Source organism: Hyphomonas sp. (assembly GCF_013823385.1).
Lineage (GTDB): Bacteria > Pseudomonadota > Alphaproteobacteria > Caulobacterales > Hyphomonadaceae > Hyphomonas.
On the sequence record NZ_PNMA01000001.1, the window covers coordinates 314,927 to 338,981 of the forward strand.

19 protein-coding genes are annotated in these 24,055 nt (G+C 63.5%); 13 read left to right on the forward strand and 6 right to left on the reverse strand.

Annotated elements, in window-relative coordinates; translation table 11 throughout:
- Positions 1-144: 144 nt before the first annotated feature.
- Together C0456_RS01535 and C0456_RS01540 are read right to left on the reverse strand one after the other, a co-directional pair.
- Positions 145-4,257, reverse strand: a complete 4,113-nt coding sequence (locus C0456_RS01535) for a translocation/assembly module TamB domain-containing protein (RefSeq protein ID WP_291047618.1) — start codon at positions 4,255-4,257, stop codon at positions 145-147.
- A complete protein-coding gene (locus C0456_RS01540) occupies positions 4,257-6,077 on the reverse strand; it encodes an autotransporter assembly complex family protein (RefSeq protein WP_291047620.1) in 1,821 nt (606 codons plus the stop codon). Before C0456_RS01540 ends, C0456_RS01535 begins: the two co-directional genes overlap by 1 nt.
- 176 nt (positions 6,078-6,253) lie before the next feature.
- Between C0456_RS01540 and C0456_RS01545 the strand changes: the two genes are divergently transcribed.
- Positions 6,254-7,270, forward strand: coding sequence for a calcium/sodium antiporter (locus tag C0456_RS01545; protein WP_291047622.1), 1,017 nt, complete (start codon positions 6,254-6,256; stop codon positions 7,268-7,270).
- On the forward strand, positions 7,263-7,730 hold the full coding sequence (queF, locus tag C0456_RS01550) for a preQ(1) synthase (RefSeq protein WP_291047624.1): 468 nt from the start codon (positions 7,263-7,265) through the stop codon (positions 7,728-7,730). Before C0456_RS01545 ends, queF begins: the two co-directional genes overlap by 8 nt.
- Before the next feature lie 56 nt (positions 7,731-7,786).
- On the opposite strand, the gene C0456_RS01555 is transcribed toward queF, so the two are convergent.
- The gene (locus C0456_RS01555) at positions 7,787-8,425 is read right to left on the reverse strand and encodes a nitroreductase (RefSeq protein ID WP_291047626.1); all 639 of its coding nucleotides are present in this window, start codon (positions 8,423-8,425) and stop codon (positions 7,787-7,789) included.
- A 138-nt stretch (positions 8,426-8,563) separates the two neighbouring features.
- Here C0456_RS01555 and C0456_RS01560 point away from each other — a divergent pair, with 138 nt between their 5' ends.
- From C0456_RS01560 to C0456_RS01580, 5 genes are all read left to right on the forward strand, one after another.
- Positions 8,564-9,265: a TetR/AcrR family transcriptional regulator gene (locus tag C0456_RS01560; protein ID WP_291047628.1), complete on the forward strand. Its 702-nt coding sequence runs from the start codon at positions 8,564-8,566 to the stop codon at positions 9,263-9,265.
- Positions 9,262-10,443 carry an efflux RND transporter periplasmic adaptor subunit gene (locus tag C0456_RS01565; RefSeq protein ID WP_291047630.1) on the forward strand — a complete coding sequence of 394 codons (1,182 nt, stop codon included), beginning with the start codon at positions 9,262-9,264 and terminating at the stop codon, positions 10,441-10,443. The genes C0456_RS01560 and C0456_RS01565 overlap by 4 nt, the downstream gene beginning before the upstream one ends.
- A gap of 19 nt (positions 10,444-10,462) precedes the next feature.
- Complete coding sequence (locus C0456_RS01570) at positions 10,463-13,591, forward strand: efflux RND transporter permease subunit (RefSeq protein ID WP_291047631.1); 3,129 nt, start codon at positions 10,463-10,465, stop codon at positions 13,589-13,591.
- 71 nt (positions 13,592-13,662) lie between these two features.
- Positions 13,663-14,463 carry a serine O-acetyltransferase gene (gene cysE / locus C0456_RS01575; RefSeq protein ID WP_291047633.1) on the forward strand — a complete coding sequence of 267 codons (801 nt, stop codon included), beginning with the start codon at positions 13,663-13,665 and terminating at the stop codon, positions 14,461-14,463.
- 102 nt (positions 14,464-14,565) lie between these two features.
- Positions 14,566-14,778 carry a DUF3126 family protein gene (locus tag C0456_RS01580; RefSeq protein ID WP_291047634.1) on the forward strand — a complete coding sequence of 71 codons (213 nt, stop codon included), beginning with the start codon at positions 14,566-14,568 and terminating at the stop codon, positions 14,776-14,778.
- 12 nt (positions 14,779-14,790) lie between these two features.
- Here C0456_RS01580 and C0456_RS01585 read toward each other — a convergent pair whose 3' ends face one another.
- From C0456_RS01585 to C0456_RS01595, 3 genes are all read right to left on the reverse strand, one after another.
- Complete coding sequence (locus C0456_RS01585) at positions 14,791-15,732, reverse strand: L-threonylcarbamoyladenylate synthase (RefSeq protein WP_291047635.1); 942 nt, start codon at positions 15,730-15,732, stop codon at positions 14,791-14,793.
- A gap of 62 nt (positions 15,733-15,794) precedes the next feature.
- Positions 15,795-17,000, reverse strand: coding sequence for a cytochrome b/b6 domain-containing protein (locus C0456_RS01590; RefSeq protein WP_291047636.1), 1,206 nt, complete (start codon positions 16,998-17,000; stop codon positions 15,795-15,797).
- A gap of 6 nt (positions 17,001-17,006) precedes the next feature.
- Positions 17,007-17,729, reverse strand: a complete 723-nt coding sequence (locus tag C0456_RS01595; RefSeq protein WP_291047638.1) for a YceI family protein — start codon at positions 17,727-17,729, stop codon at positions 17,007-17,009.
- Positions 17,730-17,850: 121 nt separating this feature from the next.
- Here C0456_RS01595 and C0456_RS01600 point away from each other — a divergent pair, with 121 nt between their 5' ends.
- From C0456_RS01600 to C0456_RS01625, 6 genes are all read left to right on the forward strand, one after another.
- The gene (locus tag C0456_RS01600) at positions 17,851-19,620 is read left to right on the forward strand and encodes an acyl-CoA dehydrogenase (RefSeq protein ID WP_291047640.1); all 1,770 of its coding nucleotides are present in this window, start codon (positions 17,851-17,853) and stop codon (positions 19,618-19,620) included.
- Between the two features lie 91 nt (positions 19,621-19,711).
- Positions 19,712-20,932 carry a pseudouridine synthase gene (locus tag C0456_RS01605; RefSeq protein WP_291047642.1) on the forward strand — a complete coding sequence of 407 codons (1,221 nt, stop codon included), beginning with the start codon at positions 19,712-19,714 and terminating at the stop codon, positions 20,930-20,932.
- Between the two features lie 54 nt (positions 20,933-20,986).
- Entirely contained in the window at positions 20,987-22,051 is a 1,065-nt protein-coding gene (locus tag C0456_RS01610) for an MBL fold metallo-hydrolase (RefSeq protein WP_291047644.1), read from the forward strand.
- A gap of 121 nt (positions 22,052-22,172) precedes the next feature.
- Complete coding sequence (gene lepB / locus C0456_RS01615; RefSeq protein ID WP_291047646.1) at positions 22,173-23,024, forward strand: signal peptidase I; 852 nt, start codon at positions 22,173-22,175, stop codon at positions 23,022-23,024.
- A 95-nt stretch (positions 23,025-23,119) separates the two neighbouring features.
- A complete protein-coding gene (locus tag C0456_RS01620) occupies positions 23,120-23,722 on the forward strand; it encodes a histidine phosphatase family protein (RefSeq protein ID WP_291047647.1) in 603 nt (200 codons plus the stop codon).
- A gap of 71 nt (positions 23,723-23,793) precedes the next feature.
- Positions 23,794-24,039 carry an exodeoxyribonuclease VII small subunit gene (locus C0456_RS01625; RefSeq protein WP_035596185.1) on the forward strand — a complete coding sequence of 82 codons (246 nt, stop codon included), beginning with the start codon at positions 23,794-23,796 and terminating at the stop codon, positions 24,037-24,039.
- Positions 24,040-24,055 lie beyond the last annotated feature (16 nt).

Consider the following 24,055-nt stretch of genomic DNA (forward strand, 5'->3'; position numbering starts at 1 on the left):
ACAGGCGTTCTAGCAAGTTTTGTGGTGCATAAATTTCTGAAACGCTTGCCAAATATTTGAAACGCCGAGGGGCGTGGGCTTAACGTTCATGTCGGAGGCGTGGAGGTATCTTGCAATCCCAATTCCAGACAATCGCCTTAAATACTAGTAATCTCGCTTCCAGCGGACAGAAATCCTTGATTCACCAGTAGATCGGGCTTCGGACGTAACAGAAATCTGAGGGCGGGGTTGCCATTCAACTTCTACAGAATTCCCGGCCGCGCCAGCCGTCGTCACCTCCAGATAGACATCCGGCGCCAGATACTGTCCCACCCCCAGTTCTGTAGTACCTTCATCACTCAAGCCCAGACGCAGGCGGTCGAGACCGAGGCCTGCCTGGATCTGGCCAAGGGGATCAAGTCCGCCGCCCTGGCCACTGAGGCGGGCAATCGAATTGGCCAGTTCGGCCGCTTCCAGCGCTGACAGGTCCATGACCGAGCGCCCGAACAGCATTCTGGCCAGAATTTCGTCGGCCGGGAGGTCCGGCGTGCTGGTGAGTTCGATCCTCGGGCTTGTCGGGGAGCCGGTGACATCGATCCTGGCGGAGAAACCGTCGACCACGCGTGCCGCGCTGATCGCAACTCTGGCCGAATCGATCGGTCCGTCGAAGGTGACCGTGCCTGCGTCAAAGACGAAGGGGCGGCGCGCAAGCTCCAGTTCCCCACGAACCAGGGTGGCGCGGCCATTGAGAAGCGGAGCGGCGGGAGAGCCGGTGACGCTGACATTGACGCCCCATTCGGAGTCCAGACCGCGCCCATCGATGAAAATCCGGCGATCCGACTGGATGCGGAAATTGAACTTGATGGGTTTTTCCAGAACCGGATCGGCCGGCTCGTCCGACAGGTCTTCCCGCCAACGTACATCCAGCCGCCTGACGCCCGCGGTGGGCAGATTGTCGAGCGAATAGCGCGCTTCATCTACAGTGAGACTGCCGGAAATGACCCGGTCTGTGGCCGATTCGGTAAGGGCCGCCGTGCCAGACAGCCGCATGCTGTCCGAATTGCGATCATAGACGAGTAGCCGCCTGAGCTCGATGTCGACCTTGCCTTCGCCGCCCTGATCGAGCCGGCCTGTGGCTTTAAGGTTGCCGCCGTCCGGCCCCTGTCCGGTGGCATTGACGCTAATTGCGCCGTTCTCCAGGGCGGCATTGAGATCGAATCGCGCGATCCGGAAACCCATGGCGCCGTATTCATACAGGCCGTCGGCAATATCGACGCGGGCATCGATCTGCGGTGTCTCAAGCGTGCCTGCGAGGCGGAGGGATGAGTTGAGCTTTCCGCCAATGTCGTGGCCATAGGCCAGAGCAATCTGGCGGATGGCTTCAAGATCGCCGCTAAACTTTGCATTCCCCAGCAGGGGGGCTTGATGATTGAGGCGCGCCATCTGCCCTTCCTGGGCAATGACCGGAAGCGCGAAAGCGAAATCCCCGCCCAGGGTAGGGCCATACTTGGCGCTGCCATCAATGGAGAGGCGGCGCGCATCCAGCTTGCCGCTGATGTCGAGGTCAATGGCGCCGTCCAGACCGGTCACCGGGCTGTTGTTGCGGATGTCAAAGCTTCCGGAGGGGGTCAGCCCGTAAGGACGGAACGAGCCCGTGCCATCAATCCGCGCGGATGAGACGAGCGCGCCAAACGAAGACAGGACCGGGCTGACATCCACATTATCAAGGGCAAATTTGAACTCCGGCGCTGTGCCAACCATGTCCAGGGACACTTGGGCGACGCCGCCGAAAATGCCGAGTTCAGCGTCCACTTCGGGCGTGTCCCCCAGCCGCCAGCGGGCGTCCCGCCGGGTCGAAACCGTCTGTCCAAAGATCATTCCGCGCAGCGACAGCGTGCCTTCGGGAGCGCCCCCCGAAAAAGACGCGGTTCCCGACACCCGCATGTCCGTCTGGCGGTTGCGGGCCGGATCCTCAAGCTTTGCGGAAAATTGATAGCCACGCTCGGTGGTCGTGATGCCAGCGTTGATGCGCTCGAAGCGCACGTCGTCTGAAACGATTGTGTTGCGGGCATCCGCGTTCAAGACAATGGAGAGCGGCTCTCCGGAGGATTGGCGGACCGAGGCATCCAGAGCGATCCGCCCGAACTCGACGCCGCTGAAGACGAAATCATTGCCGGACACGCGTGCGGCCGCATCGAGCGCGCCGCCATCAGAGAATTCGGCATGTCCGCCAATCTGCAGCTGACCGAGAAAGCCTGCAATGTCGTCAATCCGTGTAGAGCGCTGGCGGCGTTGCAGGATTGCGGAGAGCGCGATGTTTTCATCACCATACCGGCCGGCAACCCTCACCGGGCCATCAATGTTTGAGCCGGACTGTTCAAGCGATGTGGTTACCGCAAGGCGATCAATCCTGTGAGCGCCATTCTGCACGTAGCCGTCAGCGCTCTCGGCTGTGATGAGGATGGTATCGCCGGGGCGGGAAATCGCCCCGTCAATCGCGCCGAGATTCAAGGTTGTGCCGCTGGTTGAGAGGTCGGCCGTCTGCTGCGCGGTAAAATCAAGGCGGAGGCCACCCGCGCCAGAGAGCGTTCCCGACATGTCGGCGCTGAGGCCGGGCAGGCGGGCGCGGATCATCCGGGCGGTGACATCCCCGCCGGCTATGCGCAAGGACGCCGCCGCGTTGCCGTTTCCGTTCACGAGCGCGCCGGCCGCCTCTGGCCCGGAAAGATTCCGGAGGGCAAGATTTGTCGAAACATCGAGGGATGAAAACGGTCCTTCGATGCTGACGATACCATCGGCTGAGCCTGAGAACCCCGCTACGAAAGGCTCAATTTTCTGATCAAGGCGCCCTGCCAGAGAGAGGCGGTTTTCCCTGGTTTCCACGGTGCCTGCCAGGTTGAAGGATCCCGTCTGGTGGCGGACGTCGCTGTCCTCGAGCGTCAGCGTTCCCGATGCCCGGTCAAAGCGTCCGGTCAGGGTGACGGTGGGCGTGTCGCCGGCCGCAGCTCTGGCAAGATCGCCGATCGGGAAGGGCCCCTGCAGTTCCAGATTGCCTGCAAATGGAATAGTTCCATCGGCAAAACCCACCGAGACACGTCCCGTGGCGGCCTCGAAAGGAAGAACGGACTCTTCTTCTGCCACGAGGCGGATGTCACCGGTATAGCCGGCAGTGCCGCCAGCATAGGTCAGCTCCCCATTCAGCCACACGCCGGCGCCGTTCTTCCAGAAGGGCCGCAGCGAGGCGAGATCGGCGCTGAGATGGGCGGGGCCGATCAGTTCGCGCTTGTCGAGATCGGCGAGCCCGGCGAGATGAACTTCGCCTTCCGCGATCAGCCCGTCCAGTTCGAAATGAGCTTCATTTCCATCGAGACGGGCGGAGAGGGATGCCTCGGCTGATTTTCCGAGCAGGGAAATGACATCATCCGGCAACGGAAGGGCTGTGGAGTCGATCTTGGCCGAAGCGCTGAGCCGGCCATTCTCCATCTTGCCCGAAAGATAGGCCTTGTCTTCCCGGTCGATGGAGAAGCGCGCTTCCGCCACGCCGTTCTTCAGATCGCCGCCGCCATTGGCTTCAAGGCGCGCGGCTGAGCCCGGTTCCAGTTCGAGCATGTGTGCAAACATGCCGTCTGCGGGCGCGTCTGCGATCACGGTGATGTCAAACCGTTTCGAAGCGGTCATGACGATCAGCAGGTCCACGCGGTCGCCGCGACCCTCCAGCGGCCGCAGGCGAAGGGCGGCATCCAGCGCGCCACTGGACTGCTGCACGAAGCGTGCGCTGATCTCCGAGGCTGATTGCGGGCCGGCAACGCCGTCGGCCAGCACCAGCCGGTCCAGCACGAGCGAATTGAGATTGACGCGCCAACGCCCGCCATCTTCAGACGGCGGACGAGGCTCTCTTTCGGGCCGCGCAAAAATCGATACGGTGTCGATATCGAGTTCGGATATGTCTACAGTTCGCGAAAGCAGCGACAGGGGCGACCAGCGAAGACGCAAATTCTGAGCTTCGGCCCAGACCCCACCTTCATTGATGACCTGTATCTTGCCGACGCGAAGATCAGAGAGAGGGTCTCCGCGCAATCCTTCAACGTGCAGCCGGCCATATCCGGCGACATCCATACCGTCGATCTGCGAGACAATGAAATTCCGTCCACTGTCAGTCGTGATCCACACTCTTCCGGCGCCGACCACGGCGACGCTGCCGGCTGCCGCAAGGAGGGCGCCGGCGAGCCAGGGGTGGCGTTGCCGCCAGTCCTGCAGGGGAAGTGCAGGCATCTTCATCAGAAGGCTTGTCCGATGGAGACGTATATCTGCAGCGGCGCGTCGCCATCGCGCTTGCTCAGGGGCGCGGCGATGTCAAACCGGATAGGGCCGAACCCGGGATAGTAGCGGATGCCAAGGCCTACGGATGCCTTGGCGTCGCTGAAAACCGTGCCCGGATCATCGCTGGCTGCGCCGACATCCACAAAGGCTGCATAGCCAAACCGCTCCGACCGCCGCCAGCGCAGTTCTGCCGATGCCGAAAAGAGGCTGCGTCCGCCGAAATACTCGCCGAACTCGTCGGTGGGGGAAAGGGACTGGTATTCGTACCCCCGCACCGTGCCGCCGCCTCCGGCGAAGAACAGCCTGTCGGTTGGCACGGCATTGGAGCCGGCAAAGGCGCCATATTCGGCGCGGACGGCCGCCACGAGATCGCTGGCAATTTTCCGGTAAGTGGCGCCAGAAATCTGCATGCGGGTGTAGCCCGGTGTGCTGTTGCCCACGGATATGCCGGACTCGACGGAGGCAAAGCCGCGGATGCCTTCCTGCGGGTCCAGCGGATCACCAACATCCGTATACGCCGCTGTTACCGGGATGGAGAAGGTAACCTGTTCGCGCTCGCCGAGATAAATCCGGGTACGCTGATCGGTAATGCGCGTGGCGTCTATGGCGGCGCCGATGGAAAGCGTGAGCTGGCGCGTGAAGGGTTGGGAGAGCGTTGCGGCGATCTTCGCCCCATCCAGATCATAGGCCTGGGTTTCTTCCTGGCGAATGCCGGTTTCCGTCGTGAGCGTGCGGCCGAACCGGCCAATGTTTGGCCGCTCATAAGCGGCGGTGAGGCTTCTGGCGAGTGTGGCGGCTTCGGCGCTGACGGTGACCTTGTCCGCGCGTCCGGTGATGTTGCGTTTTTCCCAGCGCGCGTCAGCGCCGACGCCTTCGGTTGTGGAGGCGCTGACACCGAAGCTGACCGAGCGCGGTTTGGCTTCAGTCAGGGTGAGGGCGACGGTGTGATACCCGTCTGCGTCCGGCTCTCTGGAAACGACAACGCCGATGCCCTCATAGAGGCCGCTGGAGCGCAGGCGGCTGCGCAGCCGGTCGATCGTGCGCGGGTTGTAGGTGGCGCCCTCCCGCCAGGGCTTCAGAACCTGAATGGCTTTCTGGGAGCGCGGATCGGTTTCATCACTTTGCAGTTCGCCGAGGCGCACAAGGGGGCCGGGATCAACGGTGTACGTGATCTCGACATTGGCATCTTCGCGTGAGGCAAGAGCGTCGATGCCGGGGCTTGTGGCAAACGCATAGCCCCGCATCTGCAGGGAGGTGACGAGTTCGGCCTCAACCCGCTCCACTTCCAGAGCCTTTACGACACTGCCGGATGGCAGCTTGGCAAGGTGGCCGTCAATGATCCTGCGTGTTTCCGGATCGACCGTCTCGGCGCCATTCAGGCCGACAGAAAGAATGGTGAAGCGCGGGCCGGAATCGACCGTGAGGGCGGCGCTGGCCTCCATCGTGGTGAAGTCTTCCGGGCGCACTTCGGCGGCGAGGTATCCCTCAGATGCCAGAAGGTCTTCTATGGACCGCGCCAGCGTCTGCGCGCGGTTTCGCTTTTCCAGAACGCTGCGCGGTGCCGGCTGGTCGGTATTGAGCAGGGCGTTCGCCCGGGCGGCGAGCGCCGGGGGCACCCCGACCAGATGAAAGTGACCCTGGGCAACAGAGCCGTTGGCCCCGCCATTTCCATTCTGCGTTCCATTGATGGACGCGCAGGCGGCGACGGCGCCCAGCAGGCAGGCGCCAGCAATCGGCCGGAGCCGATTAAATCCAGAGTTCGGAACGCCGCGTATCATGGTTACCAATATTCAGCTTTCTGCCGATCTATTTCCCTGCAAGAACTGGCCCAATCATCCTGAAGGAAACGTGAAGCTCGGATTGCAGCCCTCCACAGGCGAGTTTTTCCGGCCCATGTAACTCTGATGCAGGGGACAGTATAAGGTCCGGATTTCAGTGGGATTAATGATAAATGATGTATCTGATGATCTTGGCGGGGCTTGTTCTGCTGTTCGTTGGCGGGGAAGCGCTCGTGCGCGGCTCGGTCAGCGTGGCCCGCAGGCTCAACATCTCTGAGCTTGTCATCGGTCTGACACTGGTGGGATTCGGCACATCGGTGCCGGAACTTGTCACCAGCCTGCAGGCGGTGGGCCGGGGCGCTGTGGGCATTTCCGTCGGCAATGTGGTCGGCTCGAACGTCGCCAATGTGTTGCTGGTGCTGGCGATTGCGGTGATCCTGTCGCCCATCATCGTACACCCAAAGGCAATCATGCGCGACGGGCTGGTGATGGTGGCGGCGACGGCGATTCTGTGTGGTCTGCTGTGGTTTGACCAGTTCAACCGCATTTCGGGCTTCATACTGCTGGTGATTCTGATCAGCTATCTCGTGATCTCCCTCGTCCTCGACCAGCGGCGCCAGGACGATACGGCTGTGATGCACCGGGAAGAGGGCGAAGTGGTGGATGCCCAGTATGGTTTGATGCTGGGGATCATCATTGCGGTGGCGGGCCTTATCGGCGTGGTGGCAGGGGCCAACCTGCTTGTGGAGGGCTCTGTGACCCTCGCCCGGTCGATCGGCATCAGCGAGACGGTGATCGGCCTGACGATCGTGGCGATCGGCACCAGCCTGCCGGAGCTGGCGACGTCTGTAGTGGCGGCTTTCCGGAAGAAGGCGGACGTGGCCCTGGGGAACGTGATTGGATCTAACATATTCAATATATTGGGTATTTTGGGTGTTACCGCGCTGGTTAAACCCTTCAGCGTGCGCGGCGATGCCAATGCCGCGGCCCTCGCGGGCACAGAGCCGGTCAGCATCATGAGTTCCATCGATATCGGCGCGCTGGTCCTGTCTGTCGCGCTCTTGTTCCTGTTTGCGCTGACCGGCCGGAAGCTGGCGCGCTGGGAGGGGGCGGTGTTGCTCCTGGGATATGTCCTCTATATGGGCCTGACCTTCGATCTCATTCCTGTACCGGCGATCCTTTCCAATGGCTGACAACCCGATCTATCAGAAACTTGGCCAGCTCGGCCAGCAGACGGCGCAACCTCAGAGCCCTGAAGAGGCGCAGCTGGAGCGGGTGGAAAACCCTCATTCTGATACGCTTTATCTGACACGGTTTGTGGCGCCGGAATTTACGTCGCTGTGTCCGGTGACGGGGCAGCCGGACTTTGCGCATCTGGTGATCGATTATGCGCCGGGGCCGTGGCTGGTCGAATCCAAGAGCCTGAAACTGTATCTGACCAGCTTCCGGAACCATGGGGCATTCCATGAGGAGTGCACTGTTTCCATTGGGAAAAAAGTCTTCGAGTTCACCGAGGCCAAATGGCTGCGGATCTCCGGATACTGGTATCCGAGGGGTGGGATTCCCATCGACGTATTCTGGCAGTCAGGCGACGTTCCGAAGGGTCTCTACGTGCCCGAAACGGGGGTCGCGTCCTATCGCGGGCGTGGCTGAGCCGGTCAGATCGCGGACAAATCCGGACAGTTCTGGACAAATCCGGACACTTCCGGTCACCCGGCGGACTTGGCCGGCCAGGCTGTGACCAGTCCCGGCAGGTCCGGACGGATACGCTCCTGAGGCTGGGCGGTGGCCGTGCCGATATAGATGAACCCGGCGAGGCGCTCTGTTTCGCGCAGGCCGAGCAGGGCGTCGACCTCCGGGCTGAAGGTGATCCATTCCGACAGCCAGACGCCGCCCCAGCCGCAGGCATTGGCCGCCAGCAGCAGGTTGTAGCAGAGGGCGCCGGCCGAGAGTTCCTGTTCCCAGACGGGGGTTCTGCCATCGTCGGTGGGGGAGGAGACGACCGCCACCACCGTTGGGGCGCGCAGCGGCAGGCCGGCGGCTTCCAGAATGTCGCGTTGTTCAGCGCCGGGCTTGCGGCCGGCAATGTGGGCGAGTTCCTTGCCGAAATGCGCGCGGGCGTCGCCCTGGAAGGTGATGAACCGCCAGGGGGCCATCTTGCGGTGATCGGGCACGCGCACGGCAATGGTCAGCAGTTCCTGCAATTCGTCCGGGGTGGGCCCCGGCTCGCTGAGGAAGAGCTTGTTGGCGGATTTGCGCAGGGCCAGGAAGCTGCGGACGGCATTCGCGGGCCTTGCGGCGAGAAGCGGAATGCCTGCGGGCGGGGGATCTGGGAAGAGCTTGGTCACACAGATCGCCTTAGCCCTTTGCGAGGCGTTCGCAAAGCCTGATTCGGGCCAATGATTTGCTTGCCACGGAATTGGAGGCGGCGTATCACTTCAATGTGAACAGTGTTCACTAAATGAACAATCATTGAGGCGCCGACTTTGGACTCCGATACCCTTCCGGAAGAAAGCCCTGCAGAGCGCCGCCGCCAGCGGGTACGCACGGCGATTCTCGACGCGGCCGAGCGCGTCTTCTCCAAGGAGGGCGAGGCGGGCCTCTCCATCCGGAGGCTGGCCGAGGAAATCGATTACTCGCCCGCAGCGATCTATAAGTATTTCGGCTCCAAGGAGGAGCTGCTCGACGAGTTGAAGGAATCCTTCTTCGAGCGGCTGATGTCGACCGTAGACCGGGCGGCCCTTACGACCCTGCCTTTCGAGGCCCGCGTGCGGCAGTGCTTTGCCAAATATGTCGAGACCGCCATTGCGCGTCCTTATCACTATGCCGCCGCCTTTGCCTCGGCCGCAGACCCGAGTGCCGGCATGAATGGCACGGACTGCTGGGAGGATTTCGAGAAGACCCATAAGGGCCAGGCGTTCATGATCGTTGTGGGGCTTGTCCGGGAAGGGCAGGAGATTGGCGTCTTCGACACATCTTTTGACCCCTACGTCGCCGCAAAGTCTCTCTGGGCGTCCATGCATGGCGTAGCGCTTCTGCTGATCCACCTGCCGGACTTTCCCGGCCTTCTGCCGCTTCCGGATCGCAGGATCGATACCGCCAACTTCCTCCAGTTTCACGCCGGGCTGCTGTTCCGCAGCCTGTGTGCTTCCCCAGTACCGCCAGTTTGTTCCGGGCACGACGAATGACCTCTGAGACCGCTTACGAGCCCGCCCCCAGCCGGCGCCGCCCGACCCTTCTGAAGGCCGTGATATTCATTGTGCTGATGGCCGCGATCATGGCAGGCCTGCTGGCAGCGGCGAGCCTGCTGCGCAGCAAGGAAGGGCCGAAGATAGCCACGGTCGAGCCTCAGCCTCTGGCCGTCAGCGTGTCGCCGGTGGAATATCTTACCGAGCTGGATATCGAGGAGCTGTTCACCGGCATTGCCGAGGCGCGGCGAACCAGCCGGCTGGGATTTCAGACCGGCGGGCGCATCGAGCGGATTGATGTGCGCGTGGGCGACACGGTAAAGGCAGGGCAGACGATTGCCCGGCTGGATACGCGCGGCCTCAGCGCGCAGCTGGCTTCGGCCCGCGCAGTGGTGGAAGAGGCCCGCACTTCCCACCAGCTGGCCCTGGATACGGCCGATCGGCAGCGCCAGTTGCAGGCGCAGGGGCATGTGTCTGCGCAGCGCGTCGAAGAGTTCGTGGCGCAGGCCACCACGGCGATGGCACGTGTGGAAGCGGCCAGGGCGCAGGCAGATACGCTCCGTGTACAAATAGATCTGGCAAGCATCACCGCGCCTTATGATGGCATGATCGTTGCCCGCTTTGCCGATGAGGGCGCGATTGCCGGGCCAGGGCAGGCCATTCTGGAACTCGTGGAAGCCGGAGACCTGGAGGCACGCATTGGCGTTGCGGCGCGGATTGTTCCGCAGCTGGTGCCGGGCGACACTTACACGCTGGAAGCGGAAACCGGCCCGGTGGACGCGGTACTGAGAAGTGTGACGGGGGTTGTGGATGCTTCCCAGCGGACGGTGGCGGCGGTGTTTGAGGTTCCGGCGAGCAGCGGGGTTCCCGCAGGTTCGCTCGTGCGCCTCAAGATGCAACGCAAGCTGGAGGAGAAGGGCTTCTGGGTGCCGCTGAAGGCGCTGTCGAGCGCCAATCGGGGCATGTGGACGGTCTACGCGGTTGTGGGCGAGGGCGATGACTGGCGCGCGCAGCCAAGGCTGGTCGAGATGGTCTATCCCGCCGGAGAGCGCGCTTTTGTGCGCGGTCCTGTGGAACCCGGCGAGCGGATCATCGTCGACGGGCTTCAGCGGGTAACGCCGGGGGCGAAGGTATTGCCCCGTGAGGTGCAACACGCCGAAACGGCGAATGGCGGCTGACGGCGCGGAGGGGGCTGGGGTGAGTACGCTTTTCTTCCGCAATGCGCGGCTGACGATCCTGACAATTCTGGTCATCCTGATGGGCGGCCTTGGCGCGCTGTTCTCGCTGGCGCGGCAGGAAGACCCCACCCTGGTGGAGCGCTTCGGATCGATTGTCGTGTTCCTGCCGGGGGCGGACGCGGAGCGGATGGAAGCCCTGGTGGCCCAGCCGCTGGAAGCGGCGCTGATGGAGCTGCCCGAGGTCAAGCAGGTGGACACCATATCGCGCAGCGGGGTGGTGCAGCTCAGTCTGGATATTCAGGAAGACCTTACTGAAACGGAGGTCGACAATGCCTGGTCGCTGATCCGGCAGAAGGCGGAGCAGGCCCGCAGATCGTTCCCACCCGGAGCATCCGAGCCGGAAGTGACGCGGCAATATGTGGGCGCCGCCACCATGATCGTCTCGCTGACATGGAATGGGGAGGGCGAGGCGCCCCTGCCGATCATGCGGCGGCTGGCGCTGGACCTTCAGGACCGGTTTCAGAGGCTGAACGCGACCGAACTGACCCAGACCTACGGGATGCCGGTTGAGGAAGTGCGTGTCGTGATGGACGCGCAGGCGCTTTCGGCGGCGGGATTGTCGTTCAGCCAGGCGGCCAGCGCCGTGCTGGCGGCGGACTCAAAGAACCCGGCAGGGCGCCTGCGCACCGGGGGCGGCACGATTGGCGTTGAGGTGCAGGGCGAGTTCACGAACATTTCCCGGATCGGTGAGGTGCCCGTGCTGCAGCGGCAGGATGGCAGTTCCCTTCGGCTGGCCGATGTGGCGCGCATCGAGAAGGGGCTGCAGCAGCCTTCCACGCGGGCAGCCTATGAGAACGGGCGCCGGTCGGTTCTGGTGGCGGCCTATATCTCGCCGGAACAGCGCGTTGATATCTGGTCTGAGAGCGCGCGCCGGGCCGTTTCGGATTTTTCGGTGAACATGCCGCCGGGCCTTTCGGCAGAAATCGTGTTCGATCAGAGCGTCTATACGCATGACCGGCTGAGCGGGCTGGCGCAGAACCTGCTGATGTCGGCGCTGATTGTCTTTGCCGTATTGTTCTTCCTGATGGGGTGGCGATCGGCGATTGTGGTTGGCTTTGCCATGCCGCTCACGGTCGGGCTGGTGCTGATCCTGTTCAATGTGTTCGGGCATCCGTTGCATCAGATGTCGGTGACCGGCCTCGTCATTTCGCTCGGTCTGCTGATCGATAATGCCATCGTGATGGCGGATGATGTCGATCAGTGGCGGGCCAAGGGATATGGCCGGATGGAAGCGGTGCAGCGCAGCCTGAAACAGTTATTTGCGCCGCTGGCAGCGTCCACGCTGACGACGGTTCTGGCCTTTGCCCCGATTGCCATGCTGCCGGGGGCGGCGGGCGAGTTCATCGGCATGGTGGGGCTGTCGGTGATCTATGCGATCACGGCCTCCTTCTTCGTGTCGGTGACGATTGTTCCGGCCATGGCGGGCTGGTTTGACCGGACGCGGGGCTGGGAGAAGGGCGAGGCGCGCCGGCCGAGACGCTGGTGGCGCGACGGGGTGACCTTCGATTTCCTGTCTGACGGATATCGCGGCACAATCGAGGCCGCGCTCCGCTTTCCGCCGCTGGGGATATTCATCGGAGTGGCGCCAGCGGTGCTGGGGCTGGTGCTGACCAGCACATTGCCGCAGCAATTCTTTCCGCCTACGGAGCGGGACCAGTTTCAGGTGGTGCTGAACCTGCCGTATGAGGCCGATATTGCCGACGCTGAAGCAATCACCCGCCGGGCGACGGAATTCATCCTGGCGCGCGAGGGCGTCAAATCCGTGACCTGGGTTCTGGGGGAACCGTCGCCGCGGGTTTACTACAATGCCATCAACAACACGCAGGGTGTGGAGGGATTTGCCTCCGGCTGGGTGCAACTCGACAGCGCGGCGCGCACGCATGAGATCATCAACGAGATCCAGCAGCAGGTGCGGCAGGAGTTTCCATCGGCACGCTTTCTGACGCTGCCGTTCGAGCAGGGGCCACCGGCGGATGCGCCGATCGAGCTGATCCTGCGCGGGCCCGATATCGAAACGCTGAACCGGCTGGGCAATGAGCTGCGCACCCTTCTGGGCGAGACGCCGGGGGTGACCTATACGGTCGGGTCGCTGCAGCTGGGGGCGCCGACGCTGCGGCTGAATGCCGATGAAGCGGCGGCCGCGATGGCGGGCTCACGGCTGGTGGATCTGGCAACCAGTCTGAATACGGAGCTTGAGGGTATCCGGGCCGGGTCCATCCTGGAGGGGACAGAGGAACTGCCCGTCCGCATCATCGGATCGGACAGCCGGCGGCAGTCGCTTTCCGATCTTCAGTCCAAGACCATCGGCGCGATGCCGGGCATGACGGGGACGCCGATTTCGGCGCTGGGCGCGATGGAGCTGACGCCGAAAACCGGCACGATCTCGCGGCGCGACGGGCTGCGGATCAACCAGGTTCTGGCTTATCTTGAGCCGTACACGCTGCCGGCGCCGACGATGGCGGAGTTCCAGAAACGGCTGGCGGCGAGCGGATTTGTCCTGCCGCCGGAATACGACATGCTGATCGGGGGAGAAGCGGAAAATTCCGGGGAGGCCATTGGCAATCTGGCGAGCGTGGGCATTCCGCTGATGCTGGTGATGGCCGGGGCGATCACGCTGGTGTTCAACTCGTTCCGGATGATGCTGCTGATCGTGACGGCCGGGATATTGTCGGTCTTCTATGCCTTCTTCGGGGTGTGGCTGTTCAATCTGCCGTTCGGATTCAATGCCATTGTCGGCAGCCTTGGACTGTTCGGGATTGCGATCAACAGCTCGATTGTGGTGCTCTCCTTGCTGCAGGCGAATGAGGACGCGCTGGCCGATGATGTGATCGCGCAGCGGGAGGTGGTGGTGGACGCCACCCGGCATATCATTGCCACCACGCTGACCACGATGGCGGGATTTGTGCCGATCCTGATGACGGGCGATACTTTCTGGCTGCCACTGGCAGCCGGGATTGCCGGCGGGGTCGGCGGATCGGCGCTGATCGGGCTTTATTTCACCCCGGCCGTGTTCCGCATCATGACCATGAAACCTGTCCGGCGGATGCTGGGCTACCGGCCGCCGCCGCGCCAGCAGCCGGCCGAATAGGCAAAAGGAATTGAAACATCGCTTTTGCGATGCCATCTCAACCCCCAACAGATCACAGAGAGGCAGCCAGAATGGAAAATCCGGATATCGGCGCGCCGCCCCCCGCCTGGAAAAGGTTGAGATTTGAGGCCCAGGCTGCGGCGGCAGAGGAGCCGACGCTGGCGAGCTATCTGAATGCCGCCATCCTGTCACACGACACGCTGGGGCAAGCGCTTTCTTTCCATCTGGCCGAAAAGCTCTCCGGGCCGGGCATGGGGCCGCAGCAGGTGCGGCATATCCTTTCGGCGGTTTATGACAGCGCGCCATCTCTGATCGATTACGCCGAAGCGGACATGCAGGCGGTGATCGAGCGCGACCCTGCAGCGCGCGGGATGCTGCAGCCTTTCCTGTTCTTCAAGGGCTTCCTGGCGCTGCAGACCCACCGGATTGCACATGAGCTGTGGCGGCAGGGGCGGGAAACGCTGGCCTTTCATTTCCAGAGCCGCGCTTCGGAGCTGTTCGGTGTGGATATTCACCCCGCCGCCCGCATCGGCCGCGCTGTCATGCTCGACCATGCCTCAGGCATCACCATTGGCGAGACGGCGATTGTGGGCGAAGGATGCTCGCTGCTGCATGGCGTCACCCTGGGCGGCACGGGCAAGGAAGTGGGCGACCGGCACCCGAAGATCGGGCGCGGTGTGCTCTTGTCTGTCGGCGCGAAGATCCTGGGCAACATCACCATTGGGGACGAGGCGAAGGTTGCCGCCGGCAGTGTCGTGCTGAAGGATGTTCCGGCGCGCTGCACCGTGGCGGGCGTTCCGGCCAAGATCGTTTCCGGGCCCACCTGCTGCCAGCCGGCGCAGAGCATGGATCAGGCGATCCCCGAGACTTAGGCAGACTAGGCTTCACAGGGCGTTGCAGCCCGTGCATTGCACTGGAAGCGAAACTGGCTAGGTTCCGCGCCAGCAAGTTCAGATAATACAAGGAGTGCCGCCATGGAGCGCGAAGAAACATTGCGTCTTGAGGCATATCTCAAGGAAAAGCTTCATCCCGGCCTGCGCCTGCTGGCGCGGGACAAGGCCAATGACTCGGTTGAGGTTTACCTTGGCGCAGAGTTCATTGCGGTCGTCTACAAGGACGAAGACGAGGGCGAGACCTCCTACCAGTTCATGATGACGGTCCTCAAAGAGGATATCATGGGCGGTTGAGGCCGCCCGGCATCAGCTATCCCGGTGCGCGGCGCGCGCCAGCCTGTCATTGATGGCTTCGCCGAGCCCTTCCTGCGGAATGGGCGCCACGGCGATGCGGTCAAACCGGGCGTCCAGCGCGCGCAGCATGGCAAACAGCTTGGTGGCGGCTTCGGCGAGGTCTCCCTCCGGGGAGAGGTTGAGACCCTCGCGAACGCCCGGCCCGAAACCCAGATAGCCTTCGCCAGACTCGGGCGCTTCCGCGTTCAGGCGCAGGCGTGCCTTTGGGGCATAATGGGATTTGAGCATGCCGGGCGCGGAAATGCCGCCGCCGCTGGGGCGCGCTAGCGGCTTGCCGATGAAGGCTTCCAGCCTGTCTGCCGGGACAGCGCCAGACCGCAGCAGGGTGACGGCATCCCCCTCCACGGCAATGATGGTCGACTCGATGCCGACATCGCACGGGCCGCCATCGAGGATGAGGTCAATCCGGTCTGCCAGGTCAGCGGCAACGTGATCGGCGCGCGTGGGGCTGACATGGCCCGACCGGTTTGCCGAGGGCGCGACCACCGGGCGGTCAAATTCCTTGATCAAGGCATTCGCGGCCATGTGGGACGGGCAGCGCAGGCCGACCGTCTGCAGGCCGGAGCGGGCGAGATCGCAGACCGTTCCACCCGGAATGACGGGCAACACCAGCGTCAGCGGGCCGGGCCAGAATTCCTGGGCGAGGCTTGCCGCAAGGGGCGAGAAAACCGCCTCCCGCATGGCCATCGGCAGCCCGGATACATGCGCGATCAGGGGGTTGAAACGCGGGCGGCCCTTCGCCTCGTAAAGGCGCACGACGGCTTCGGGGTTGGAGGCGTCCGCCGCCAGGCCGTAAACGGTCTCGGTCGGCATGGCGACAAGGCCGCCCTCATTCAGGATTTCCACCGCCAAAGCGAGGGTTTCGGGCAGGACGGGAACGATGGGCGCGGACATGCCGTCTCGCTTAGCACTGCGCCCGGCGGGGTCAATGAGGCGAGGCGGCTGGCTGGCCCAGCCTAGTTGGTGCGGGTTGCCTGGCCGGTGACCGTGACGGTGATTTCATCAGAGACCCAGCTGCCGCTGGCATCTGACACCTGGCCAAGATCGAGCGCCTTGCGGGAGAAGACGGCCTTTCCCTCGAGGGTGGCCTGGTCGCCATTGATCCTCAGCTGGAAATCCAGCGGGACGCTGGTTTCCCTGCCTTTGAGTGTCATTGTGGCGGTGGCGCTGTAGGTGTCTTCGCCTCTGGCCTGAAAGCCGGAAAGGGCAACGGTTGCCTGCGGGAAGGCGCCGGTGTTGAACCATTCAGCTTCACGCAGCGTGGAATCGTAGAGCTTGGTGCCGGTGGTGACGCTGCCAGTCTCGACCATGACAGTGACGGCTGAAGCCGCAAGTTCCTCAGGATAGAAGCCGACATCGGCGGACCAGTTCTGGAATTTGCCGCCAAACGGTTTGCCATCATAGACGCCGGAGAAGCCGATTTCCGAGACGGCATAGTCCACGGCCCAGTTGCCTGTTGCTTTCGTGCCCGAGGCGGTTTGTGCCGGGTTGGTGCCCGAGCCGTTGGCGCCGATGAGCGGCACTGCCGCGATCAGCGCGAAGAGAACGAGGCTGCTGCCGAAGGCGATTACCGCGCCGCGGGCTGGCGGGGAGGGCGGCGATGTCTTGCCGAAGAGGCCGGGGACCATCCGCTTGAGGACGCCTTCTTCGCCGCCAAATTCGTGCTTCACGGCGCCGGCGATGTGCAGACCCAGCAGCACAATGATGACCCAGGCGCCCTTGGAGTGAACATTCTCCACGATGCCATGAAGCAGCTCGTTGCCCTGGCGCAGGCCGGAAGTGAAGGGCAGGTGGGGCCAGTCCACCGCCCCGAAGAGAACGGTTGAAATCTGGAAGGGGGAGATGGACACGAGCAGCCAGCCGGCCAGCGGAATGATGACCATCAGGGCGTAGAAAGCGATGTGCACCGCGCTCGACAGCTTCTGTTCCCATGATTTCAGCGTGCTAGGTTCAGGAGGTGGGGGGTTGAGCAGCCGCCAGGCGATCCTGGCGACTGTCAGAAAGAGAAGCGTGATCCCCACCGACTTGTGCAGCTGATACCGGACCTCGTTCTCGTCCATGTTCCAGCCCAGCCAGATCATGAAGAGGATGAGGAGCGCCATGGCCCAGTGAAGGGCAATGGCAACCGACGTATAGCGCGCAGCCGGTGAGGAGGATGTCATCTTGGCCTACTCTGCAGGGGCCGGTTCAGCCGGCGCAACAACCTGCTGGAACTCGGTTTCAATAATGACTTCAACTTCATCACCGATGTTCGGGGCATACGTAGCATTACCGAAATCCGACCGTTTCAGGACCGTTCTGGCGGAGAAACCGATCTTGTCGGCGTCCGGGGCCCAGGGGAAGTTTGCCTTGCCGTTATAGGTCACATCCAGGGTAACCGGCCGGGTCACGCCGAGGAAGGTGAGATCGCCGGTCACCTTGCCGGTGCTGGCGGTTTCCTGGGTGATCGAGGTGCTGGTGAAGGTGATTTGCGGGAAAGCGTCACCATTCAGCCAGTTGGAGTTACGGCCAAGATCTTCGTTCCAGGTCGCGTAGGGGCTGTCGGCATGGCTGGCTTTGTAGTCTGCCGGATAGTCGGTTTCGACCGAGAGGGGGTCGATGGTGACGGTGATGCTGTTGGCGGCTGGGTCTTCCGGGTTGAACTGCAGCGTGGCATCCACGGTCTTGAAGCGGCCGGTGTACTGGGAGAGGCCAAAATGATCGACGCGCCAGGTGACGGAGGTGTGCGTCGGGTCGATGGCGTAGGTGCCGGCCGCGCCGTATTCGACGTTCTCGTCAGCCGCCGGTGCAGCCGCTTCCGGGGCCGGGGCTGCGGGGGCAGAAGCTGCCGGGGTGGTTTCAGAGCAGGCCGCCAGCATAAGCGCGCTGGCGGAGATGAGCAGAAGTCGCATGGAATCAGTCCCTCCAATTGCCGTATGGGAACACACTAACTAATGCACACACCTACAGTGTGAACCTCAACTTTAACATCCGCGCGACATATCATTTATTCAGAAACACGAAGGGATCGACATGGCTTACGACGCTCCGGTCAGCGATATTGAGTTTGCCTTGAACGCTTTTGCGCGGATTGAGCGGCTGCAGGGGCTGCCGGGCCATGAGGCGTATGATCCCGATCTGGTGCGCCCGATCCTTGAGGAGGCCGCCAAGCTGGCGCGCGATGTGCTGGCGCCGCTGAACCCGGTGGGGGATGCGCATGGGGCCCTCCTCACGGGGGAGGGTGTGATTGCGCCGCCAGGATTTGGCGACGCGTACAAGGCCTTCGTGGAAGGCGGCTGGATGGGGCTGGCAGCGCCCGAAGAATGGGGCGGGCAGGGCCTGCCCAAGGCGCTGGCGCTGGCCGTGATGGAAATGTTCCATGGCGCCAATATGGCGTTCGGCCTTTGCCCGATGCTGAGCTTCGGGGCGATTGAGGCGCTGCTGGCGCATGGCACCGATGCGCAGCGCGCGGCCTATCTGCCAAGGCTCGTCTCGGGCGAGTGGACAGGCACGATGAACCTGACTGAGCCGCAGGCAGGCAGTGATGTCGGCGCCCTCAAGACCAAAGCCGAGCCCAATGAGGATGGCAGCTATTCGATCACGGGTCAGAAAATCTACATCACCTGGGGCGATCATGACATGGCTGAGAATATCATCCATCTCGTGCTGGCGCGCCTGCCGGATGCGCCGGCGGGGTCGAAGGGTATTTCGCTGTTCATTGTTCCGAAATTCCTTCTGGATGCGGATGGAAATCCCGGCGCGCGCAACAGTCTGCGCTGCATCGGCCTTGAGAAGAAAATGGGCATCCATGGCAGCCCGACCTGTGTGATGGAGTATGCGGGAGCCAAGGGCTGGCTGATCGGGGAGGCCAATCGCGGGCTGGCCTGCATGTTCACGATGATGAACTCGGCACGCCTGAATGTCGGCCTGGAAGGCGTGGCAGTGGGCGAGGCGGCGTTCCAGACGGCCTTTGCCTATGCGCAGGAACGCAAGCAGGGCGCCGCCGCAGGCGTCACCGGCCCGGCGCCGATCCTGCATCATGCCGATGTACGCCGTACACTGACGACCATGCGGGCGAAAGTCGCTGCGGCCCGGGCGATCTGTTATGCCTGCGGTGTGGCGGCGGACCTTGCCCACAGCGCCCCCGATCCGGATGTGCGGGCGGCGGCGAAGATGCGGGAAGACCTGCTGACCCCCATCGCCAAGGCCTGGAGCACGGATGTGGGCGTGGAGGTGGCGAGCCTCGGCGTGCAGGTGCATGGCGGCATGGGCTTCATGAACGAGACGCTTGCTGCGCAGCTTTACCGGGATGCCCGGATTGCGCCGATCTATGAGGGCACTAATGGCATTCAGGCGATCGACCTTGTTGGCCGCAAACTCTCGGGCACCAAGGGCGCGTCGATGCAGGCAATGATCGGGGAGATCGAAGAAACCGTGCGTCAGGCCCGCGCCACGAATGATCCGCAGCTGGTGCAGATTGCCGACCGGTTGAAAGCCGCGTCCGCTGCGTTGTCCGAGGCGAGCGACTGGATGGTGAAGACGCTGGCCGACGAGCCGGAGAAGGGCCTTGCAGGCGCAACGGAGTATCTGGCGCTGGCGGGTGATGTGATCGGTGGGCATTTCCTGGCGCTGGGCGCGATTGCGGCGCGCGGCGGGCAGGACATGGACCAGCGGGCGCGGCAGCTGGCGCTGGCGGGCTTCTTTGCGGAGACGGCATTGGCCTCGGCACCGGGGCGCGTGCCGGCCATCACGGAAGGGGGGGCGCGTTTCCTGGAGGGCAGCAAGGCGCTGTTTGGGATCTAGCGCCCAACGCCCTGTGCCTGCGGGGCTGTTGTTGATGGTTTGAGCAGAGCCCCGTAAGAGGGGCGCTGACCCCGAGGGAGCAAACCGGCGCATGGCCTGGACGAAGACCTATACCGGCGAAGAGCCGGTACGCATCAACAAATGGCTGGCCCAGGAAGGCGTGTGTTCGCGCCGGGAAGCCGATGCGTTGATCGAAAAAGGCCTTATACAACTGGATGGTAAGCCCGTGACGGTGGCGGGTGAGCGCGTCACCAAGGGGCAGACGTTGAGCCTGACGGACGCCGCTTCCCGGCGGCTGGACAATCAGCTGTCGGTAATCCTGAACAAGCCGGTGGGGTATGTTTCCGGGACTCCGGAGCCGGGAGAAATTCCGGCGATACGGCTGGTTACCGAGGAAAACCTGTCTGGCAGCGCGCATGCTATCCCGCAGCGTTCGAACAAGATGGCGCCGCTGGGACGGCTCGACAAGGATTCGCACGGACTGCTGATTCTGTCGGAGGATGGCGTGCTGGCGAAGGCGATCATCGGCCCCCTGAGCGACATGGACAAGGAATACCTTGTGCGGGTGAGAGGCGACATCACGCCTGCCAAGGTGGCGCTGCTGCGGCATGGGCTGGAACTGGACGGGCGGCAGCTGCGCCCAGCGGAGGTTCAGCAGGAGCGGAACAACACGCTGCGCTTCATCCTGAAGGAAGGACGCAACCGCCAGATCCGGCGGATGTGCGACCTGGTTGAGCTTAGAGTCCTGGATTTGCAGCGGATTCGGGTGGGCCCGATCCTGCTGGCGGGGCTGCCGGAGGGCAAATGGCGGCCACTGGGCGCCAAGGAACGGGCCGCCTTGCTGGCAGCCGGCGCCGGGGAAGAGGTGCGCGCGCGCCCACCCCTCCGCGAGGACCGCCCGCGTGCCAGCGACGGGCCAAAACGCGACAGATCCGGGACAGGCCAGGACAGTTCGCGGACAAATCCGGACAGAAATGGACAATTCGGGACAAAGCCCGGACAGGGCCGGACGGATAAGCCCCGCTCCGGACCTGGAGCCGGCCGGGACGGGGCCAGACCCGAACGCAAAGGCCCGAGACCCGACCGGGATGGCCCCAGACCAGAGCGTGCCGGCCCCAGACCTGATCGCGCGGGTCCGAAACCAGACCGTGCAGGGGCAAAGCCGCCGCGCCCCGGTGGCAAGCCTGCCCGGGCGGGCACCAAGCCGGTGGCGGCCGCGCCCAAGGCGGATGGCAACCGGCCCTCCGCGCTGAAAGGTGACAAGTTCAAGCGCACGAAGCTTGCCCCCAGGGATCGCAAGCCGATCAAGTGATCTTTCCCCCGCGTGACGGCTCGACGGGGGAACCTGCCGCCGTATCGTGGACGCATGGATGGATTTCTCTCAGAACCGACCCAGTACAAGGGTCTGACATTTCCGCATGGCACGCGCGCGCCGGAGCCTGGCGAAACGATCGAGGTGGCGCCCGGCGTCGAGTGGACGCGGATGCCGCTGCCTTTCTCGCTGAAGTTCATCAATGTGTGGATCATTGATGATGGCGATGGCTGGACGATTGTGGACACCGGGATGCCGCTGCCGGACACCAAGGATGCCTGGCGGAAGCTCCTGGGCGAGCGGGTGACGGCGGACAAGCCGCTGAAGCGGGTGATCATCACCCACATGCACCCCGACCATATCGGGGCGGCGGGCTGGCTCTGCTACAAGTATGACGCCGAGCTGTGGATCAGCCGCTTGGAGTATACGACCTGCCGGATGCTGGTGGCCGATACGGGCCGCGACGCGCCGAAGGCGGGAATCGATTTCTATGTCCGCGCCGGCTGGCCGCAGAAGGCCATCGACAATTACGTCTCCCGATTTGGCGGGTTCGGGCGGGGCGTCAGCCAGATGCCCGACGCCTTCCGCCGGCTGGAGGAGGGCGACACCGTGCGCCTGGCCGGGCAGGACTGGCGGGTGATCACCGGCAACGGCCATTCGCCCGAGCATGTGTGCCTGTTCAGCCCCGCGCTAAATGTGGCGATCACGGGCGACCAGCTGTTGCCGCGGATTTCGTCGAACGTTTCGGTGCATCCGACCGAACCGGCGGCCAATCCGCTGGATGACTGGATCAGGAGCTGCGAGAAGCTGCTGCGGGAGCTGCCCGAGGATTGCTTCATCCTGCCGGCGCACAATGAGCCGTTCACCGGCGCGCATATCCGGCTGCGCAACCTGATTGCGGGCCATGAAACCTCGCTGACGCGCCTGCGGCAGAAGCTGGAGAAGGGGCCTGCAAAGGTGCCGGAGACCTTCGTGACGCTGTTTGGCCGGGCGATCAAAGACGATGAAATGGGCAGTGCAACGGGCGAGGCGCTGGCGCACCTCAATTACCTGATCCATCGCGGAGAGGTGAAAACCCGGCCCGATACGGATGGCGCGCTGCTTTACAGCCTCGCCTGAAGCGCTGTTTCGTCTCACATTGAATAGCAGTGGCGCGGGGCATTTCGCCTTCGCAAGGGGGCAGCTTATCGTTTAAGACTTCCCCGCCTGCCTTAAGAGCGGCGCCTGCTATGGGGTTTGAATGACTGAGGATAACAGCGTGGCCGCCGAGGCGCCGGCAGCAGAGACAGGCCTCTGGGCGAAGATCAAGCAGGAGCTGCGCGAATGGGGCGCGACGCTGGCGATTGTGGCGCCGGCGTTCCTTCTGTTCACCGGCCTGCTTTACGAACAGCGCGTTATCCCCTCCGAGAGCATGGTGCCGACCCTGGAAGTGGGCGACCGGGTGGCGGTGGCCAAGTTTGCTTTCGGCTATGGGCGCTATTCGCTGCCCCTGAGCATCGGGCGCTATCTGCCGCTGGGCGAGGGGCGGTTCTTCCCCGGCACGCCGGAGCGCGGCGATGTGGTGGTTTTCGAGCATACCCATTCTGACCGGGTGATGATCAAGCGCGTGGTGGGCCTGCCGGGCGATACGGTGCAGATGATCAATGAGGCGCTGGTGATCAATGGCCAGCCGGTGCAGGCGGAATTCGTGCGCACGGTGCGCTATATTCCCGACCGGACGAATATTATCGACACAGCGCATGAATGGCGCGAGACGATTGGCGACAAGACCTGGCTGACCCATCGCGGCCTGCGCGGGCATGCCGTGGATGACACGGTGCTGTTCATCGTGCCCGAAGGGCACATGTTCCTGGTGGGGGACAACCGCAACAATTCCTATGACAGCCGCGAGCTTTCCGGCCATTGCCCGCCGGTCAACGGTGTGGTGGACCGGGCAGGCTGCCCCCTGCGCGTGGCGGCAGATGATGCCTCCATCGGCTTTGTGCCGCTGGACCATCTGATCGGGCGCGCCGACACCGTGTTGATGACGTTCCACCGGTGCAAACTGCAGGATGATGAGCCCTGCCGCAAACGCGTCTGGAAGGGTCTCTGACCCCGGAAATCCGTATCTTGCCCGCTGCGGCTAACCCCGCTAGTCCGGATTTGAACGGGGGCGCGGGGCCCCTGCGGCAGTACGGATAACTGGCGATGCCCAACACGACATCGACAAAGCAGCGCCGTGGGCCGATCATCATATCGCGCCATGGCCGCCCGGCGCTTGACCGGAATCTGGGGCCGCGCCTGCACTGGCAGGACTATATCGACTGGTGGGCCAATTATGAAAAAGGCCCCCTGGCGGAAGGGCAGGAAGCGCCCAGGGAATTGAGGGACATGGTGGCCGATGCGGACATCGTGTTTGCCTCCGCCCGCCTGCGCGCGCAGCAGACGGCCGACAGCGCCGCCCCGCACCTGACGGCGACCTATGATCCGGTGTTCAATGAAGCGCCGCTTCCCCCGCCAAAACTGCATGGCTTCCGCGCCCTGCCCAAGACCTGGAATGTGCTGGCCCGGACGGTCTGGTTAACCGGCCATTCACTGGACGGCGAATCGGTGGGCGAGGCGCGGGTGCGCGCCAAGGCGGCGGCGCTGAAGCTGCACGAGGCGGCGGCCGATGCGAAGGTGTATCTCGCCGCACACGGATGGTTCAACCGGATGCTGAGACCGGAGCTGCGCCAGCTTGGCTGGGTGTGCACGCGGGATGGCGGGGACAGCTATTGGAGCTACCGCGTCTACGAATACCGGGGCCGGTGACACGATTACGGTTGTCGGGCCCGGCAGCGGGCTCTAGACAGGCTGGAACGAATTTTCAGGACAGGCGCGCCATGTCGGATGTCAAATCCAAACCCGTGGACAAGATGAGCTTCGAAGAGGCCCTGGCTGAGCTGGAGGGCATTGTCCGCCAGCTGGAGGCCGGTGAAGTCGAGCTGGAAAAGTCGATCGCGATCTATGAGCGCGGCGCCGCCCTGAAAGCGCATTGCGAGGCGCGGCTGAAATCGGCCGAGCTGAAGGTGGAGCAGATTGTACAGGGCGCCGGCGGTCCGACGACCGAACCGGCCGCCTTTGATTAGGTTCGCCGTCATGGGG

What these genes read in the sequence shown, in the direction of transcription:
- C0456_RS01535 (WP_291047618.1), bottom strand. Translation starts at nt 4,257, where the DNA reads ATGAAGATGCCTGCACTTCCCCTGCAGGACTGGCGGCAACGCCACCCC.
- C0456_RS01540 (WP_291047620.1), bottom strand. Translation starts at nt 6,077, where the DNA reads ATGATACGCGGCGTTCCGAACTCTGGATTTAATCGGCTCCGGCCGATT.
- C0456_RS01545 (WP_291047622.1), top strand. Translation starts at nt 6,254, where the DNA reads ATGTATCTGATGATCTTGGCGGGGCTTGTTCTGCTGTTCGTTGGCGGG.
- queF (WP_291047624.1), top strand. Translation starts at nt 7,263, where the DNA reads ATGGCTGACAACCCGATCTATCAGAAACTTGGCCAGCTCGGCCAGCAG.
- C0456_RS01565 (WP_291047630.1), top strand. Translation starts at nt 9,262, where the DNA reads ATGACCTCTGAGACCGCTTACGAGCCCGCCCCCAGCCGGCGCCGCCCG.
- cysE (WP_291047633.1), top strand. Translation starts at nt 13,663, where the DNA reads ATGGAAAATCCGGATATCGGCGCGCCGCCCCCCGCCTGGAAAAGGTTG.
- C0456_RS01580 (WP_291047634.1), top strand. Translation starts at nt 14,566, where the DNA reads ATGGAGCGCGAAGAAACATTGCGTCTTGAGGCATATCTCAAGGAAAAG.
- C0456_RS01585 (WP_291047635.1), bottom strand. Translation starts at nt 15,732, where the DNA reads ATGTCCGCGCCCATCGTTCCCGTCCTGCCCGAAACCCTCGCTTTGGCG.
- C0456_RS01590 (WP_291047636.1), bottom strand. Translation starts at nt 17,000, where the DNA reads ATGACATCCTCCTCACCGGCTGCGCGCTATACGTCGGTTGCCATTGCC.
- C0456_RS01595 (WP_291047638.1), bottom strand. Translation starts at nt 17,729, where the DNA reads ATGCGACTTCTGCTCATCTCCGCCAGCGCGCTTATGCTGGCGGCCTGC.
- C0456_RS01600 (WP_291047640.1), top strand. Translation starts at nt 17,851, where the DNA reads ATGGCTTACGACGCTCCGGTCAGCGATATTGAGTTTGCCTTGAACGCT.
- C0456_RS01605 (WP_291047642.1), top strand. Translation starts at nt 19,712, where the DNA reads ATGGCCTGGACGAAGACCTATACCGGCGAAGAGCCGGTACGCATCAAC.
- C0456_RS01610 (WP_291047644.1), top strand. Translation starts at nt 20,987, where the DNA reads ATGGATGGATTTCTCTCAGAACCGACCCAGTACAAGGGTCTGACATTT.
- lepB (WP_291047646.1), top strand. Translation starts at nt 22,173, where the DNA reads ATGACTGAGGATAACAGCGTGGCCGCCGAGGCGCCGGCAGCAGAGACA.
- C0456_RS01620 (WP_291047647.1), top strand. Translation starts at nt 23,120, where the DNA reads ATGCCCAACACGACATCGACAAAGCAGCGCCGTGGGCCGATCATCATA.
- C0456_RS01625 (WP_035596185.1), top strand. Translation starts at nt 23,794, where the DNA reads ATGTCGGATGTCAAATCCAAACCCGTGGACAAGATGAGCTTCGAAGAG.